The organism is Sporosarcina sp. P12(2017) (genome assembly GCF_002743035.1).
Taxonomy (GTDB): Bacteria; Bacillota; Bacilli; order Bacillales_A; family Planococcaceae; genus Sporosarcina; species Sporosarcina ureae.
On record NZ_PDYL01000006.1, the window covers coordinates 143,184 to 159,900 of the forward strand.

At 39.8% G+C, this 16,717-nt stretch carries 14 protein-coding genes; 13 read left to right on the forward strand and 1 reads right to left on the reverse strand.

The window, feature by feature from the left end; translation table 11 throughout:
* Position 1 precedes the first annotated feature (1 nt).
* Entirely contained in the window at positions 2 to 1,327 is a 1,326-nt protein-coding gene (locus tag CSV80_RS06645; protein WP_099670133.1) for an amidohydrolase, read from the reverse strand.
* 701 nt (positions 1,328 to 2,028) lie between these two features.
* On the opposite strand from CSV80_RS06645, the gene CSV80_RS06650 reads away from it, so the two are divergent.
* From CSV80_RS06650 to CSV80_RS06715, 13 genes are all read left to right on the forward strand, one after another.
* Complete coding sequence (locus tag CSV80_RS06650) at positions 2,029 to 3,204, forward strand: flavin reductase (RefSeq protein ID WP_099670134.1); 1,176 nt, start codon at positions 2,029 to 2,031, stop codon at positions 3,202 to 3,204.
* 37 nt (positions 3,205 to 3,241) lie between these two features.
* Positions 3,242 to 4,702 (forward strand): 4-hydroxyphenylacetate 3-hydroxylase family protein, encoded by a 1,461-nt coding sequence (locus CSV80_RS06655; protein ID WP_099670135.1) that lies wholly within the window; start codon positions 3,242 to 3,244, stop codon positions 4,700 to 4,702.
* Between the two features lie 71 nt (positions 4,703 to 4,773).
* Positions 4,774 to 5,349, forward strand: a complete 576-nt coding sequence (locus CSV80_RS06660; protein WP_099670136.1) for an adenylyltransferase/cytidyltransferase family protein — start codon at positions 4,774 to 4,776, stop codon at positions 5,347 to 5,349.
* 24 nt (positions 5,350 to 5,373) lie between these two features.
* Positions 5,374 to 5,826, forward strand: a complete 453-nt coding sequence (locus tag CSV80_RS06665; RefSeq protein WP_099670137.1) for a RidA family protein — start codon at positions 5,374 to 5,376, stop codon at positions 5,824 to 5,826.
* A 46-nt stretch (positions 5,827 to 5,872) separates the two neighbouring features.
* Positions 5,873 to 6,556: a DUF1028 domain-containing protein gene (locus tag CSV80_RS06670; RefSeq protein ID WP_099670138.1), complete on the forward strand. Its 684-nt coding sequence runs from the start codon at positions 5,873 to 5,875 to the stop codon at positions 6,554 to 6,556.
* A gap of 416 nt (positions 6,557 to 6,972) precedes the next feature.
* Positions 6,973 to 8,505, forward strand: coding sequence for a sodium:solute symporter family protein (locus CSV80_RS06680; protein ID WP_233201534.1), 1,533 nt, complete (start codon positions 6,973 to 6,975; stop codon positions 8,503 to 8,505).
* Positions 8,506 to 8,517: 12 nt separating this feature from the next.
* The gene (locus tag CSV80_RS06685; protein ID WP_233201535.1) at positions 8,518 to 9,762 is read left to right on the forward strand and encodes a Zn-dependent hydrolase; all 1,245 of its coding nucleotides are present in this window, start codon (positions 8,518 to 8,520) and stop codon (positions 9,760 to 9,762) included.
* 179 nt (positions 9,763 to 9,941) lie between these two features.
* Entirely contained in the window at positions 9,942 to 11,360 is a 1,419-nt protein-coding gene (locus tag CSV80_RS06690) for an aspartate ammonia-lyase (RefSeq protein WP_099670140.1), read from the forward strand.
* A 381-nt stretch (positions 11,361 to 11,741) separates the two neighbouring features.
* The gene (locus CSV80_RS06695; protein ID WP_099670141.1) at positions 11,742 to 12,902 is read left to right on the forward strand and encodes an ABC transporter substrate-binding protein; all 1,161 of its coding nucleotides are present in this window, start codon (positions 11,742 to 11,744) and stop codon (positions 12,900 to 12,902) included.
* A gap of 11 nt (positions 12,903 to 12,913) precedes the next feature.
* Positions 12,914 to 13,780: a branched-chain amino acid ABC transporter permease gene (locus CSV80_RS06700; RefSeq protein WP_099670142.1), complete on the forward strand. Its 867-nt coding sequence runs from the start codon at positions 12,914 to 12,916 to the stop codon at positions 13,778 to 13,780.
* A gap of 13 nt (positions 13,781 to 13,793) precedes the next feature.
* On the forward strand, positions 13,794 to 14,834 hold the full coding sequence (locus CSV80_RS06705; RefSeq protein ID WP_099670143.1) for a branched-chain amino acid ABC transporter permease: 1,041 nt from the start codon (positions 13,794 to 13,796) through the stop codon (positions 14,832 to 14,834).
* Positions 14,827 to 15,621: an ABC transporter ATP-binding protein gene (locus CSV80_RS06710; protein WP_099670144.1), complete on the forward strand. Its 795-nt coding sequence runs from the start codon at positions 14,827 to 14,829 to the stop codon at positions 15,619 to 15,621. The genes CSV80_RS06705 and CSV80_RS06710 overlap by 8 nt, the downstream gene beginning before the upstream one ends.
* Entirely contained in the window at positions 15,614 to 16,312 is a 699-nt protein-coding gene (locus tag CSV80_RS06715; protein WP_099670145.1) for an ABC transporter ATP-binding protein, read from the forward strand. The genes CSV80_RS06710 and CSV80_RS06715 overlap by 8 nt, the downstream gene beginning before the upstream one ends.
* The last annotated feature ends 405 nt before the right edge of the window (positions 16,313 to 16,717 follow it).

Below are 16,717 nucleotides of genomic sequence, written 5' to 3' on the forward strand. Positions count from 1 at the left end.
GTTATTCTCCTTTGTTTGACGGAACTAATGGTGTATCAAATTGTGTGATACAATGTACTAATGTTTTTACTGCTAATGGTATGACTTCTTCATCGATATCGAACTTTTCATTATGATGACCTGCACTAAGTGTCGTCCCAAACACTACATAAGCTGCTTGCCCGCCGTTTTCTTTAACGCGTGACATCATATAGGTAGCATCCTCAGAACCACCAGATGTGAAAGTATTTGTGATTTTTTGGATGCCTTTCAATGATTTGGTTTTCTTCCGTAAAACTGCTACTAAATGTTCACTAGGAGTACATGTTGGGGCTGCGCCGACTTCTTCTATATGTGTTTCCACCTCATACATATCCCCAGCAGTCTTCACGATTTTTCTCATACGTTCATACATGTATTCATTTATTTCTGTTGTAGCGCCACGCGTTTCTACTTGGAGGTCTGCCTTATTTGGAATAATATTGCGTCCGGTGCCTGCGTGTAAAACCCCAACATTGATTCGGGATTCTCCTGAACTGTGGGGAGAGATAGCATGCATATTTAAGGTCGCCGTTGCTGCGGCTAATAAAGCGTTTTTGCCTTCTTCAGGATTTGCTCCAGCATGTGCAGCTTTGCCTAGAAAACTAACATTCAATTTTGTAGTAGCTAGAAATCCTAGATCACTGCAAACGAATTCACCTAATTCCGCACCTAGACCGATATGTTGAGAAATGAAAATATCTACGTCGTCAACAACTCCAGCCTTCACCATAGACTTTGCACCACGAACACCTTCTTCAGCAGGCTGAAAAATAAGTTTGAATTTGCCGTTTAAACTGTCCTTTAATTCAGCTAAAAGGGAAGCGATGCCAAGTCCGATTGCCATATGTGCATCATGACCGCAAGCGTGCATCATTCGGTCGTTGACGGAGGTAAACCTTTCTTTTACTGGAAAATGACATTCATCAGAGGACTCTTGCAGGTCCAAGGCATCCATATCAAAACGTAATCCAATGGTCGGGCCTGGCTTACCTGTATCTAAAGTGCCGACAACGCCAGTAAAGCCAGAGCGTAATTGTGCAACCCACTCTGTATTAGCCCCTTGCTGGATGGCGCGATCAAATTGTTCTTCCAAATACGCCTGACCGGGAACGCCCATTCGAGTACTTTCATCCATTACATCGCGTCCCGCACGTACTTCGTATCCCCAGCTAGAAAGTCGTGAGGCGATAAGGGAGGCTGTCCGAAATTCAACCCATCCAGCTTCCGCGTATGTATGGAAATCTCGACGCCATTCAATCAATAGATCCCTTATGTTCTCTACCATTTCCGAAATTCGGTTATTCATAGATACCCTCCATTCATCATTTTCAAGCGATTTGTATCGATCATTTACTATTATCCAAGGTGAAGTCCTTAATAGTTGTAAAAGGACATTCGTATTATTACAAGAATACACATAAGCTACTATAAGAATCAAATGAAATTTATTGTTTCTACTAGTTCGTCATAGACCAGAAGATTGAAAGTGACTGTGTACTCATTCATTAATTAAGTTTTCTAAATATTGTAAAAAATAGTTGACATTAAAAATAAGTGCTGTATATTAATAACAAGGGAGTTCAGTAACTGGTACGAATTCACTTAGCCAGTATAAATATTTCCCTATTTCATTACCTATATACGGTCTGCTTACGGACATTGGCTTTTAAGGGGGAGAATATGTAGTAGTTTAAATTTATTTAATCATATGATAGTAGGTACTATGGTTAAATGAAATTATTTGGATTACTCGAATGATGTCAGAATAAATGTAATCGCTTTCAAAATAATTCGCTAGTATTGAAATCTGAAAGTAGAAATAAAAAAAGCGTTGATAGTGTTTTGAACAGTATGTATATTACATTTGAGGCATTATACGGTAATTACTACCAAATAAGTACATCCGATTCGACTTACTTTTATAGGGAAATGCAGATTTTATATTTTTTTGTCGAATAAGGGACTTATTTAGGACTATGTCCGTAAACTAATTTAGGAGGGATTATGATGGGAACAGAGATTAGTGAAAAGGGAAAGCCGGCAAGGGTGGATAACTTAGTCTTTCGGGATGTAATCGGACATTTTACTAGCGGTGTTACGGTTATTACAACAAAGCATGAAGGTGTCAATTATGGGGTGACGGCAAGTGCAGTTTCCTCACTATCGGTTGAACCTCCAATGTTGCTAGTATGTATCAACCAAGCAACCGGGACGTGTAATGCAATTTCCCAAGCAAAGGTTTTTGGTGTGAACATACTGCATGAGGACCAGGGAGACATAGCTTTACAGTTTGCTAGACCTTCATCTGACAAATTCAAAGATATTGAAACGGTTGAAGGGAAATTAGGTGAGCCGATCTTAAAAGATACACTTGCCCATCTGGAGTGCAGGGTCGTACAAGAAGTGACAGGCGGTACGCATTCTGTGTTCCTTGCAGAAGTTATACATGCGGATTCTGAAGAACGTAATCCATTGACTTACTACCGTGGAAAATTCGGACGCTTCATTTCACACAATGATGAAATGGTTTATCTAGATTTACGAAGTAAAGTGTTGAAAAGAGATTTCCAACTAATGGAGCCATTCAGTGTTGCCAGTTTGACAGAAAAACTAGAAGTTCCAAGACAAGTAATCTACTACGCACTTACCAAATTAGAAGGCGAAGGGTTAATCAAGCGTAGTGAAAATGGTGATTTCTCCGTTACTCCGCTAAGTATTGAGATGCTAACGGAAGCTTTGGAAACACGTTGTGCACTAGAAGTTGCGGCTATTGAAAAGACAGTTGGCAATCTATCTAATGAAGAACTGTCTGATTTCAGGAGTCGTGTAGAAGAAACGTTGGCAGATAAAGAAAAAGGTATTACAGATATCGATAAATATATTGAGGCGAATATTTCGCTCCATGATTATACGATTGCTTTAACGAATAATGCTACTTTACTAGACTCCTATCGTCGCCTGACGGCTGAAGCAGTTATGAGCAGTGCTTTGCGAGTAGCATTTGAAGAAAATAGTAGTACTGCACGCGAAGAGTTGAATAAACTGGCTGATGATCATTTAGCATTATTGAAAGCGTATGAAGCGGGAGATAAGGAAGCTGCTAAGTCTATTGTCAAACAGCATACAGAAGAAGCAAAAAAACTAGGTAAATACATTATTAGTCACGCAGGTGGCAGTATTTAATTTCACAATAAAATCAGATACCCAGGGAGGAATTTAAATGGCTTTATTAACAGGAGACGACTACCGCAGATCACTGAATGATGGAAGAGAAGTATATATTGACGGAGAAAGAGTATATGACATTGCAAATCATCCGGCATTCAAGCCAATCATCGATGTAAAAGCACGTATGTATGATATGAACCATGAAGCGAAGTACAAAGACAAATTGACTGTTAAGCTTGCGGATGGTGATGAAATTTGCCGTGCTTTTAAACTACCAAAAACAAAGGATGATCTAAAAGGTATTCGTACGTATGTAGAAACCGTTTTAGATGATCTAGGTGGAGTTGTCTACCGTGTAGGGGATGAAACAATCGGTGAAATGTGGTCGTTATATGATGCGCAAGACCGTTTGAATGAAATTGACCCGACCTATGCACAAAATATTAAACATCATGTTGCGCGTGTGGCGAAAGAGGATTTATTTCACGTTTCAGCCAACACGGATCCAAAAGGAGACCGCAGTAAGTTAATCAACGGTGAAGATGGTGGAACACTCCTTCATATCGTTGCTGAAAATGATAAAGGAATTGTAGTGCGTGGTGCAAAGTTTGAAACTGCCGCTGCTTATGCACACCAAGCATTCGTAAAACCAACGATTTCTAACTGGTCAAATTCCAGTGTCAATATGGAAAACTATGCAGTTGGTTTCATTTGTGATATGGGATCCCCGGGGCTAAAACATATTTGCCGATCTCCTGTTGGAGCTGGAAAAGATCCAGTAAACTACCCACTGTCTAGTAAGTTTGAAGAGATTGATACATTGTTGATTTTTGATGACGTGCTAATACCTTGGGAGAATGTGTTATTCCACCGTAATTTAGAGTCAGCGAAATATATTCGTGAAACGGTACACCGTTATTCTTCATACAACTATGTACTACGAATTTTAAGAAGAGCGGATTATCTAATCGGTGCTGCATTATTAAATGTGGAGCAAACAGGTTTGACAAAGATTCCTGCAGTTCAGCAAAAACTTTCGGAGCTAATCAACTATCGTGAAACGATCAATGCTCATCTGACAGCTGCTGTTTCGGAAGCGCAATTATCACCAGGCGGATTAATGATGCCTAATCAGTCTCTTCTATATACAGGTCGTGTGTTTGCGCTAAAACATTTCCCTGAAATGGCACATTTGGCACGTGAGTTAGTAGGTGGACAATTAGCTGTGACACCTGACATGGAAACGATGAAGGATCCAAAAATCAAGGAATATATTGATAGATTTTATTCTGTTGGTGAGTGGAGTGCAGAAGAACGTGCCAAATTGCTTTACTTTGCACGTGACATGCTGAACTCTTCCTATGCAGGTCACCAAATTACATTTGAATTGTTTGCACAAAGCCCGCCATTCGCGCAACATGCAGCTGTCTTTAACAATTATGATTTGACTCCAAATCGTGAAATGGTGATGAAAGCTGCAAATTTATCGTCTTCGTTAGTATTCCAACCATAATGTTTAGCTGTCCCATTACTGTGGGACAGCGCAACTTATGTAAGAAAAACTAGAGGGAAGAGGTGTCATGCATGCAAGTTCATAAATCCAAAACATTAAAGCTTCCGGAGTGTGTTCTAACTATCGGTGCGTTAGATGGACTACATATTGGCCACCAAACATTAGTGAGGCAAGCTCGTGAGCAGGCTGTGGAATTGGGTGTGCCACTTGTTGTGTATACATTCGACCCGCCACCAAAAGTTTTTTTCCAACATGTGAAATTACTAACTTCGCTACCTGAGAAATTGGAGATGCTTGAAAAGCTAGGTGTAGATCACGTGGTTGTAGCGCAATTCAATGCGGATTATATTTCACAGGGCGTGGAGCGATTTCTGCAGGAATTGATAAATTTGAATCCAGTGGAGATTTTCGAAGGTCATGATTTTCGCTTTGGAAGAGGACGAGAAGGTGATGTAAATACATTACGTAAGTATTTTGATGTGTTCATTTTGGATCCGGTGCTGTGTAGCGCAGGAAAAACCATTTCATCTACACGCATTCGTGAATTATTTTCAAAAGGAGAAGTAGATGAAGCCAATTGGTTACTAGGTTGGAATCATCTTAAACCAGTTGTTCAACAGAACGAGAAAAGATTAATGAAAAAATAACTTGAAAAGTGGAGGAATATACAAATGACAATCTATGAAAATACACAAAAAGTGGAGATCCAACGTATCAGAAAGTTTAAGACAGATGAATTTTACCCTTCAGGTTTAGGAAAGCCGGAACACCATATTGTGAATGAGCTAAGTATGGCTGTCCGCGCTGGTAATCGCATTTTTCTTCGTGGTCAAACAGGTTTCGATTTAGAAGGTAACTTCCACGGCGTTGATGATGTAGCTGTACAAACAGATATGGCTTGCCGTTGTGTAAAGCAATTAATTGAAGAGGCTGGTGGATCCGTTAAAGATATTTGTAAGATGACAGTTTATATTTTGAAGCGTGAGGACCGCAGTAAAGTATATCCAGTAATTGCTGAACATTTTAAAGATGTCTATCCATGCAGTACGGGATTAATTGTAAGCGGATTTGCAATGCCTGAAATGTTGATGGAAATTGACGTTGAAGCAGTAATTAGCGAATAAATACGAGATAAGAAAACTATCGAACAAGCAGTAATGGAGGGTAATTATGAAATTTACAAATACTTTTTCAGTCGCAGGACGATGTGAAGAAACAGGTGCACTAGGGGTTATTGTTACATCAAGCAGTCCTTCAGTAGGCGCAAGGTGTCCGTGGGCGAAGCAAGGCGTTGGGGCGATTTTAACGCAAAACGTGACGGACCCAAGACTTGCCAATATCGGTTTGAATGTCTTAGAAAACGGTTTTGACGCGGAATCGGCAATCAATGCAATGAAGGAAACGACACCCTTCAGAGAATATCGTCAATTAGCCGTCGTGGATGCAAGCGGGAACTCAGCCGTCTTTACAGGTAATAAAGCTCTAGGAGTCCATGGAGAATTTTCCGCTAAAAACGTTGCAAGTATCGGGAATTTATTAAGTGACCCCAACATTCCAGAACAGATGGGGAAAACCTTTTTGGATGCAAAAGGCACGTTGGCTGATCGGTTAATTGCTGCTATTTCTAAAGGTTTTGAGATGGGTGGAGAGCTGGATCAAGAACATTCCATCGGATTATTAGTTTATCAAGAGGATGCTTTCCCATTTGTAGACTTACGAGTGGATTACAGTGACCAACCACTTGAAGATTTGAAAAGGGCGTGGGAAGTTTATGGCCCACAAGCTGAAGAGTATCGAATAAGAGCAATCACACCCGAAATTGCTCCGTCATATGGAGTTCTAGGAGACGAATAATTTGCAATATTCATAGTAACTAACATATGTAGTCATAGACATAACAATCTAAGGCTACATATTTTTTTAAACAGATGTCCGTAATAGCATAGAAAGAATCATGTTAAGTAGCATAAGATCAGCGACAATTCATGTTGTATTAGGATTACGTCAAAAGACGCTAATGTAACAGTCAATACGTTAAAAAGAGGTGGCATATATGAGTGTTCGAAGTTTTCGTACGTACTACATCATTATTAGCACATTGTTGTTTTCAACGGTTCTCTTTCCGATATTTACCTTTGGTAATAAAGCCTATCCATTAATACTGGGGCTTCCATACAGTTTTTTCTGGATTATATTATGGATTGTCATTACTTTTATAGCAGTCCTCATTCTATATTTCATTGACCCAGATAAAGAGGAGGTATAAGTAGATGGAACATTGGCAAATATCGATGTTAATTATGGTGTTGTATTTAGCTGTAGCACTTATTGTTGGTGTAATGGCCGGTAGAGGTACGAACAAAGCCTCATTAGAAGAATTTACTACTGCAGGTAGAGGTTTAGGACTATTCTTAACTTGGTTTTTAATGGGTGGAGCCATTTTTAGCGCCTTTTCATTTTTAGGTGCACCAGGATGGGCATTTACACGCGGAGCTCCTGCGTTTTACATACTGGCGTATTTAGCATTTTCACTTTTGCCTTGGTATATTCTCGGTCCAAAGATCGGAAGAATTGGACGTAAATTCAATCTCTATTCATTGGTCGGTTTTCTACAGACGCGCTTTCGAAGTAAAGCACTTGGGATCCTTGTTGGGTTCATTGCCTTCTTTGCTTGTATTCAGTATTTAGCGACTCAATTACGTGGAATGGCTATTATTTTTAATCTTATGACGGAAGGAAGAATTGCTTTTTGGTTCGGTGCTTTAGTTGCTTATGCTATTGTAGTTACTTATGTGGCAACAGGTGGATTACGCGCAGCAGCTTGGTCTGACGTGTTCCAAGGAGCATTAATGATCACGGTATCTTGGGTTGTAGGAATCATGATAGTAAAGAAAATGCACGGAACGACAACCGAAATGTTTTCAAAAATTGCAGCAGCTGATCCTGATTTCCTTCGAATTGGAGTAGAGGGTTCAACAATGTCTACTACTGCCTTTACTTCGGTCATATTAGTTTCCGTCATAGGGTTTCTTATGTGGCCGCATATGTTTGCAAGATCCTATTCATCAAATGCAGTGACGATAAAAAAGACGGTTATCGCTTATCCGTTATTTGCATTATTAATTATCCCTTTATTACTTGCAGGATTCGCTGCGGTTGGGGTTGTTAATGTTAGTGCTGTCGGTGAATCCGATCAAATTTTACCCTATCTCATTACGACATTTTTATCCTTACCAGGCTGGTTATATGGCCTAGTAGGTGCAGCAGCATTAGCCGCAGCAATGTCGAGTGCTGATGTCATTACACATAGTGCATCAATGGAATTTACAGATGGCGTTATTAAAAATATGTTTCCGAATTTATCAGATAAAGTGACGCTATTGATTATGCGAAGTGCTGTAGTACTGATTGGAGCTCTTGCATATTGTATCGCGGTATTCGGCGGACAAGGCGTAGTAGCTTTATTATTAGGGGCTTATGGTTCAATCATTCAGTTTACGCCAGGTGTGCTAAGTGCACTGTATTGGAAACGCGTGACAACTCAAGGTGTATTTACAGGAATAGTGGTGGGCTTTGCGGTCAACCTCTACTTCCAAGTATTTGCATCGACAACACCGTTTGAAATACATCCTGGTCTAATTGGTTTAATTGCCAATACGATTGTAATGGTCGGGGTCAGCTATATGACAAAACCAGATACAAGTTCTGTAGTTGAAAGTTATGTAAATGATCAAAAAAAGACAAAACAAATTAAAGATCACAGTACAACAACTGAAACGTCGATAGATACTTATCAGTCATAGGGAGGACAAATAATGTTGCAGATTCAGTTGCCGCGTTTACTTGACGATCTTGATAGCTATGCGGAATATGGTCGTGATGAACGTGGAGGGATTACACGACCAAGTTTCTCACCGGCGGATTTGGAAGTTCGGATACGCTTCATTAAAGAGTTACAGGATCTAGGTTTAGACATAACAATTGATGGCATTGCGAATATTTGGGGGAAGCTAAAAGGCAATGGAAAGAAAAAAGGGAGTATAGTCATCGGATCCCATTTGGACACAGTTCCAAACGGGGGGAAATATGATGGGGCCTTAGGGACACTTGTTGCCAAAGAGATTATTCGAACCGTAATCGAAAACGATATTACCTTTGATCACGACTTGGAAATCGTCTCTTTCACTGCGGAAGAGTCAAATGACTTTGGTTTGTCTACGCTAGGGAGCCGTGCTTTCGTTGGTAAACTGACGGAAGATGAACTACGAATGGCCACTGACTCTACAGGTCTTCTATTACGTGATGCTTTGCAGAAAGTAAATGGAGATATCGAGCAGATACATGAAATGGCGTCGATGCATGAAGAGAAGAGAATCTTTGTGGAGATGCATATAGAACAAGGAAAGCGCTTAGAGTCAAATGATAAATCCGTGGCGATTATTAACAGTCTGGTTGGCGTTTACAGAAGTAAGGTAACGGTAATTGGGGAAGCAAATCATTCGGGAACGACGATGATGTCACATCGCTTCGATGCACTCACTGCTGTTAGTGAGATGATTCTTGTAGTGGAGCAAATTTGCGGGGAAGATGAAACGGATCTGGTTGGTACGGTAGGGAAATTGGAGGTATTGCCGAATGCCGTAAATATCGTTCCCGGGCAAGTAGAGTTCGTGCTGGAGATTAGGGGAGAATGCCAAGAGCGTATGGACCAAGTAGTAGACAAGATTGAAACGAAGTGGAATGAAGTGACGCAACGTCGTAAAGTGCAAATGAGTCAATCCATTTTACAGCAACAAAAACCTACTACGTTGAATGAAGAAATTGTCTCCATTTTACAAGATTCCGCAGAACGAATATCTGTTCCTTATATGACGTTGCCGAGCATGGCAGTACATGACGCTGCTCATATGTCCCTTATTTCAAAATCTGCGATGATTTTTGTAAAAAGTATCGATGGCAAGAGTCATTGTCCCGAAGAATACAGTACATCTGAAGATATTAAAATTGCGAGTGATGTCATGTTAAATGGTATTCTCACAATTGATCAGCAGCTGGATTAAATGATCTGATTGCGCTTGGAATGTTTAGGGTCTCAATTTAGGATGCTAGCTTCTTCATCATCTTTTAAACTACAAATAAGGTTTTGCTTGTTGACGAAACTGTCTGAGAAGATAATTGTATCTCCAATTCATCGTAGATTATCAATTGTTGATATCGATCTAGAAAGGGATGGGTAGATGTGAAATATCGTATAGAAAGTGACTCTTTAGGAGAGAAGCAGATTCCTACAAATGCTTATTATGGTATACAAACAGCTAGAGCCCTTGATAACTTTCCGATTACGGGGGAGAAACCACATCCAGAATTGATTCGATCTATAGCAATCATTAAAAAAGTTGCGGCTAAAGCCAATGCCGAGATAGGACTGTTGGATAAATCCATCTCATTAGCAATCAGAAAGTCCGCTCAGGAAATGAAACTGGGTTTGTGGAATAACCAGATTGTAGTGGATACGATTCAGGGAGGTGCTGGCACTTCATTAAATATGAATGTTAATGAAGTACTTGCCAATCGCGCAATTGAGATATTGAACAGTTCCAATGTCACTGTTAGCTCAAACTCTCATGTCAATATGTCCCAGTCAACAAATGATGTAATCCCGACAGCCGTCCATCTTACCTTGCTAAAATTAGCAAAAGACTTAGGCACAGGTTTGAATACCTTGCATAAACAGTTAGTCATTAAAGAGAAGGAATTTGAAAGCGTTATCAAAATGGGGCGTACACATTTGCAAGATGCCATACCAATACGACTTGGTCAAGAGTTTGGTGCTTATGCCTGTGTCATTCGACGGGATATAGATCGGATTGAACAATCTGTACGGCAGTTAAATAAAATTAGTATTGGAGCAACTGCGATAGGAACGGGTCTGAATGCTAGAATTGATTATCGCGAAAAGATGATGGAATATTTAATAGAAGAAACAAACTACCCATTGGAAACAGCAGAGAACTTAGTGGACATTACACAAAATACAGATCGTTATACAGAAATCTCTTCTGCGTTGAAAATCTTAGCTATCAACCTATCCAAAATTGCAAATGATTTACGGTTACTATCATCTGGCCCGTTAACTGGATTCAATGAAATTAACTTACCTGCCAGACAACCAGGTTCATCCATCATGCCGGGAAAAGTGAACCCTGTTATCCCGGAAGTTATTAATCAGATATCATTTCAGGTTATCGGAAATGACCATACCATTTCGCTTGCCTCTGAAGCAGGTCAATTAGAACTTAATGTGATGGGGCCAGTGATTGTATCTAATTTATTTAAATCCCTCACGATGCTAACAAATGGTGTAGATGTACTGTCAGAGTTTGCAATTAAAGGAATTACGGCAAATGTTGAACATTGTAGAAAGTTAGTGGAATCAAGTGTTGGAATCGTAACTGCGATCAATCCGCATGTCAGTTATGAAATTGCATCTAAAGTTGCAAAGGAAGCACTTGTCACGGGACAGTCCGTACGGTCAATTTGTATACGTCATGGATATCTGACCTCAGAAGAACTCGACATCATTTTGGATGCGAAGGAAATGACCGAACCCGGTATTGCCGGTTCAGCGCTTCTAAAAAAAGCAGTAGGAACATCATAAAAAATTATACCCCGCAAAACGATTTGAAATTGCTTTGTGGGGATATTTTTAGAATAGCTGAAGTTACTACCAGATTGTAGAGCTATGTTAGAATCCTCATTTAATAAAATTAGGAAAATCACATTATCAATTATCAGAAAAGTCAATGTATTCATAGTTTCGAGTTTAACTTAGGATTGTTTGAGGATAATTTCTTAATTGATTGTGAGACAACAGTAGAAAGCTCTTACAATTCAAGGGAATCATCTTTATTTATATTAAACAATATTCCATAGGTAAATAAGGAGGGATTCTAAAATAATAGCGATGTTACCACTTGCTTCGACACAAGTTATTCTTTTGCTAACCAAATTGTTTTAAATAATTCTAGGGGGAATGAAAATGACATTCGGTAAAACCAAATTCAATGGATGTATTGCTTTCTTCATGGCACTCACGCTAATTCTAGCAGGATGTTCAACCGAAGAAGGGTCATCTTCAAAAGCAGAAGCATCTGACAAAAGTGAATCCATTAGAGTGGGTCTACAAGCACCAATGACCGGGGACAATGCCCAATACGGACAAGATATGAAAAATGGGGTTGATCTGGCTTTTAAAAAGATTAATGCAGAAGGTGGAGTAAACGGAAAGAAGTTGGAGTTAGTCGTTGGGGATGATAAAGCGACACCATCTGAAGCAGTTGCGGTTGTGAACAAAATGATTATGAATGATAATGTTAAAGCAATAATTGGCGGCTATAATTCATCACCAACTTTAGCGGCTCAAGAGGTTTCGAAAAATGCCAAGGCACTTCACGTCCACATGGGAGCAAGTCCGGAATTCACTACTTTAGATAATGACTATTTATACCGCATCATCCTAACTGGTCAAGTGTACGTTCCAGCAGTATTAAAATATATGGCTGAAGAAAAGGGAATCAAGAAAATCGCATCTATATATGAAAATACTGATTACGGAATCACAATGTCCGACTCTGCGAAAAAAGCAGCGGAATCTATAGGTGTTGAGTTTATTGCAACGGAAACATATAACCCAGGAGATAAAAACTTTTCTTCCCAATTATCTAAAATAAAAAAAATGAAACCAGATGCGGTGATGATTGTAGGTCTCTACAACGAAGTGGCTTTAATTGCACAACAAGCAAAACAAGCAGGACTAGATGTTCAGTTTTTCTCACCTGACGACTCCATGTATTCCGAACAGTTAATTGAATTAGGGGGAGATGCAGTTGAAAATCATATCTTTGCATCTATGATTAACATGGAAATGGATACAGAGGCAATGAATGAATTTATAAAATTAAGTGAAGAAAATAATATCGAGCCTGAAGCGAATACAGCAATCGCCTATGATGCTGCTTTGACACTTGCAAAAGCCTTTGAAGAGGGCGGAGATTCACCAGAAAAAGTCCGTGACGCATTGGCGAATATTCAGATGGAAGGGACGACAGGATTAATTCAATTTGACGAAGATGGCGAACGTTCAAATGCTCCAATGATCATGCAAGTGAAAGACCAGAAGTTTATAATAATCCAAGAATAGGGTGATTATTTATGATTGTCGACCAACTAATAAATGGGATTGTCTTGGGAAGCGTTTATGCATTAATGGCAATCGGATACACGATGGTTTGGAATGTCCTGCGATTCATCAACTTTGCACATGGTGAGGTATATATGGGAGGGGCATTTGTTGCCCTTACCACCATGTACCTAGGAGCCCCAGTTTGGTTGGCTTATTCATGTGGTATGTTATCAGGTGCACTATTAGGTTATTTAATGGAAAAGCTCGTTTATAAGAAAATGCGTACTGCTCCAAAATTGAACTTGCTTATAGCGGCTATCGGTATTGCGATTGTTCTACAAAACTCCGCACAACTTATCTGGGGAGCTTCACCTGAAAGGTTAGCCTCACCTTTCCTTTCAAACAATATTAATATCGGTGGGATGATGGTCAATCAACATTATATTTTCATCATTATTGTTACGATCATTGTCATGTTCCTACTTGAATTTTTCATGAATCGTACATTAATGGGGAAAGCAGTGCAAGCAGCATCACAAAACATTCAAGCGACCGAATTGATGGGCATAAATGCAAACAAAGTCATTTCGATTACATTTGCAATTGGATCGGGCGTTGGTGCGCTTGCTGGTATACTAGTCGGTCCTGTATTCCTCGTTTATCCAACAATGGGTGTATTTGCTGGACTTAAGGGTTTTACCGCATCCGTTATGGGTGGAATGGGTAATATACCTGGTGCTATGGTGGCGGGTTTGATGCTAGGTGTGCTTGAGAGTTTCGCTGCTGGCTTTATTTCTTCCGGTTATCGAGATGCGGTTGCTATGGTCATTTTATTAGTAATTTTACTGCTTCGTCCACAAGGAATCTTCGGTAAAGTCGTAGCAGAAAAAGTATAAAGGAGTAGATGACATGGAACATATCAGAAAGTTGGGATATCGTAGGCTAGGATTGCTCATCGGAGTAATTGCCTTACTTATGATCCCCCTCGGAATAACGAATCCATACTTTATGTATGTCATTAATCTAATCCTAATTTATATACTTCTTGTACTAGGATTAGATTTAATAGTGGGTTATACAGGTCAAGTATCCATAGGTCATGGGGCATTTTTTGGAATAGGTGCATATATAGCGGCTATATTTTCAACAAAACTTGGTCTGTCTTTTTGGTTTACATTACCCATCGCGATTTTGGCAACTGCCATCATCGGTTTCATCATCGGATTTATCGGACTAAAACTGATTGAAGAATACTTGGTAATGGCTACGCTCGCATTTGGAACAATTATTTGGCTAGTTTTTCTAAATTGGACAGATGTTACAGGTGGTCCAATGGGAATTGCATTGATTCCTTCACCACCCGCAATGAATTTTGGTATTTTTCAGCTTTCATTTACTCAGTACGCTGATTATTACCCATTATTACTGTTCTTTGTAATGGTAGCAATCATCGTTACGAAATTGCTCATCAATTCTGGTTTCGGACGGGCTTGTACTGCAATTCGGGATGATGAATTAGCTGCACAGTCAATGGGGATTCCAGTATTTAGAACGAAAGTGGTTATGTTTACTATTTCAGCTGCATATTGTGGGGCCGCGGGTACATTATATGCTCACTTCATTCATGTTGTCAGTCCTGAGACATTCAATTTCACAATGTCCGTCACCATCTTAACAATGGTCATGATCGGTGGACAAGGATCAATCATCGGTGCGGTATTAGGGGCATCACTGCTCACGATCTTTTCTGAAGCATTACGTGCAGCACCAGAATTACGCATGCTGATCTATGGATTGCTAATTGTCATCATGATGATGTTTTTCCCGAGAGGCATTATGGGGATTATCAAGTATTATAGAAAACAAATTGAAAAACGAGCCTTACTAAAGAAGATGAAAGGAGGAAAAGCAACAGTAGATGTAAAGAAAGAGGGGTTAGGCTATGAATAAAAAGAATCTGACGGATACAGCTATCTTAACCGTAGCGGGCCTTTCCAAATCTTTTGGAGGGGTCAAGGCAGTAAATGACCTTTCCTTCTCAGTGAAAAAAAACCATATACATGCCATCATAGGTCCAAATGGTGCAGGTAAAAGTACGTTATTTAACCTGATTACTGGAATTATACCTCCTGATAAAGGTGAGGTACTTTTTTCTACAACGGATATTACTTCATTGAGCTCGGATCAGATTGCCAAGCATGGTGTATCTAGAACTTTTCAAAATATACGTCTATTTCCGGACATGACTGTTTCCGAGACAGTTTTGATTGGAACCTATTTATTAACAGGCGCGAAGCTAGCTCCTGCCTTATTGCGAACGAAAGCATTTAGGGAAAAAGAACAGGCTGCAAAACAACGTGTGGAAGAGATCTTGAAATTCGTTGGGCTATGGGATGTGCGAGATGAGTATGCAGCGCAGTTGTCATATGGTAATCAAAGAAGGGTTGAAATTGCTAGGGCGTTAGCGACGCAACCACAACTCTTACTGCTCGATGAACCGACGGCTGGGATGAATCCAAAAGAGACAAAGGAATTAATGGAATTATTTACGGCTGTAAATAATGAAGGCATTACGATTCTGATTATTGCACATGATATGAACTTAGTGAACACATTGTCTGACCATATTACAGTAATTAACTTTGGGGAGAAACTAGTAGAAGGAACTGCCGATGTGATACAAAAACACCCTGCAGTTATTGAAGCATATATGGGGAAGGTGAAGGTAGATGCTTAAAGTACAAGGGTTAAACACGTATTATGGTCAAGTGTGTGCCATAGAAGATATGAACATTCATGTGAAAGAACGGGAAGCGGTTTCTGTCATTGGTGCAAATGGGGCAGGTAAGAGCACTCTTTTAAAAAGTATCATGGGAGAGGTTCGTCCTAAAAGCGGGAAAATCACATTGTCCGACAAAACGATTACGAACTCAAGAACTTTTCGTTTAGTCAATCATGGGATGACGTTAGTTCCTGAGGGAAGGCAAGTATTTCCGTATTTATCTGTTTGGGATAATCTACTTTTAGGCGGCTATACGCTAAGTAATAAAGAACGATTACAAATGGCCGAAGAAGTGTCGGAGCCATTCCCGATTTTAAGAGATCGAAAAAATCAGATGGCAGGGTTATTATCCGGTGGTGAACAACAAATGCTGGCGATTGCCCGGGCAATGATGGTTAGTCCAAAACTATTATTACTTGATGAGCCATCCATGGGATTATCTCCGAGGCTCGTTTACGAAGTGTATGAAAAAATAACAGAACTACACCAGCGAGGAACGACCATATTATTAGTTGACCAAAACGCTGAAATGGCAATTGATTTCTGTGACCGTGCATATGTCCTGATGGCGGGACGCCTCGTAGGTGAAGGAACAAAGGATGAATTGAAAGATACTGAAATTGTGCAAAAATCCTACTTAGGTTAAATTAGAACATGCCGAAATAGTAGGAGGATTATTTTATAGAACGCCAACCTCACAAGCCGATTTGAAATCGGTATGTGAGGTTATTTTTTGGAGGCGGACTACAAGTTTACTAATTGATATTACGTAATTTACCCTCTACATTACTATTGGCTAAAGGGGTAGACCTCTACTGAAGTGGAATGATTGCCCGGGGGATGGTATAAGGTGAAAGGATTTCAAACAGCTGTTGCGTATCATCCGCTTGCGGTAAGGCATTAACCTAAATTAGCGCCTATGTTTGACGAGGATTTATAGTTTGTGGCGATGACGTTTCGTGAGTTACTCCTCCCAAAGAAAATATTTTGGGAGGAATTTATTTGAAAAGAAAAGAAAGGAGCATACTGGTCTGCGAAGATGGATGGTTAT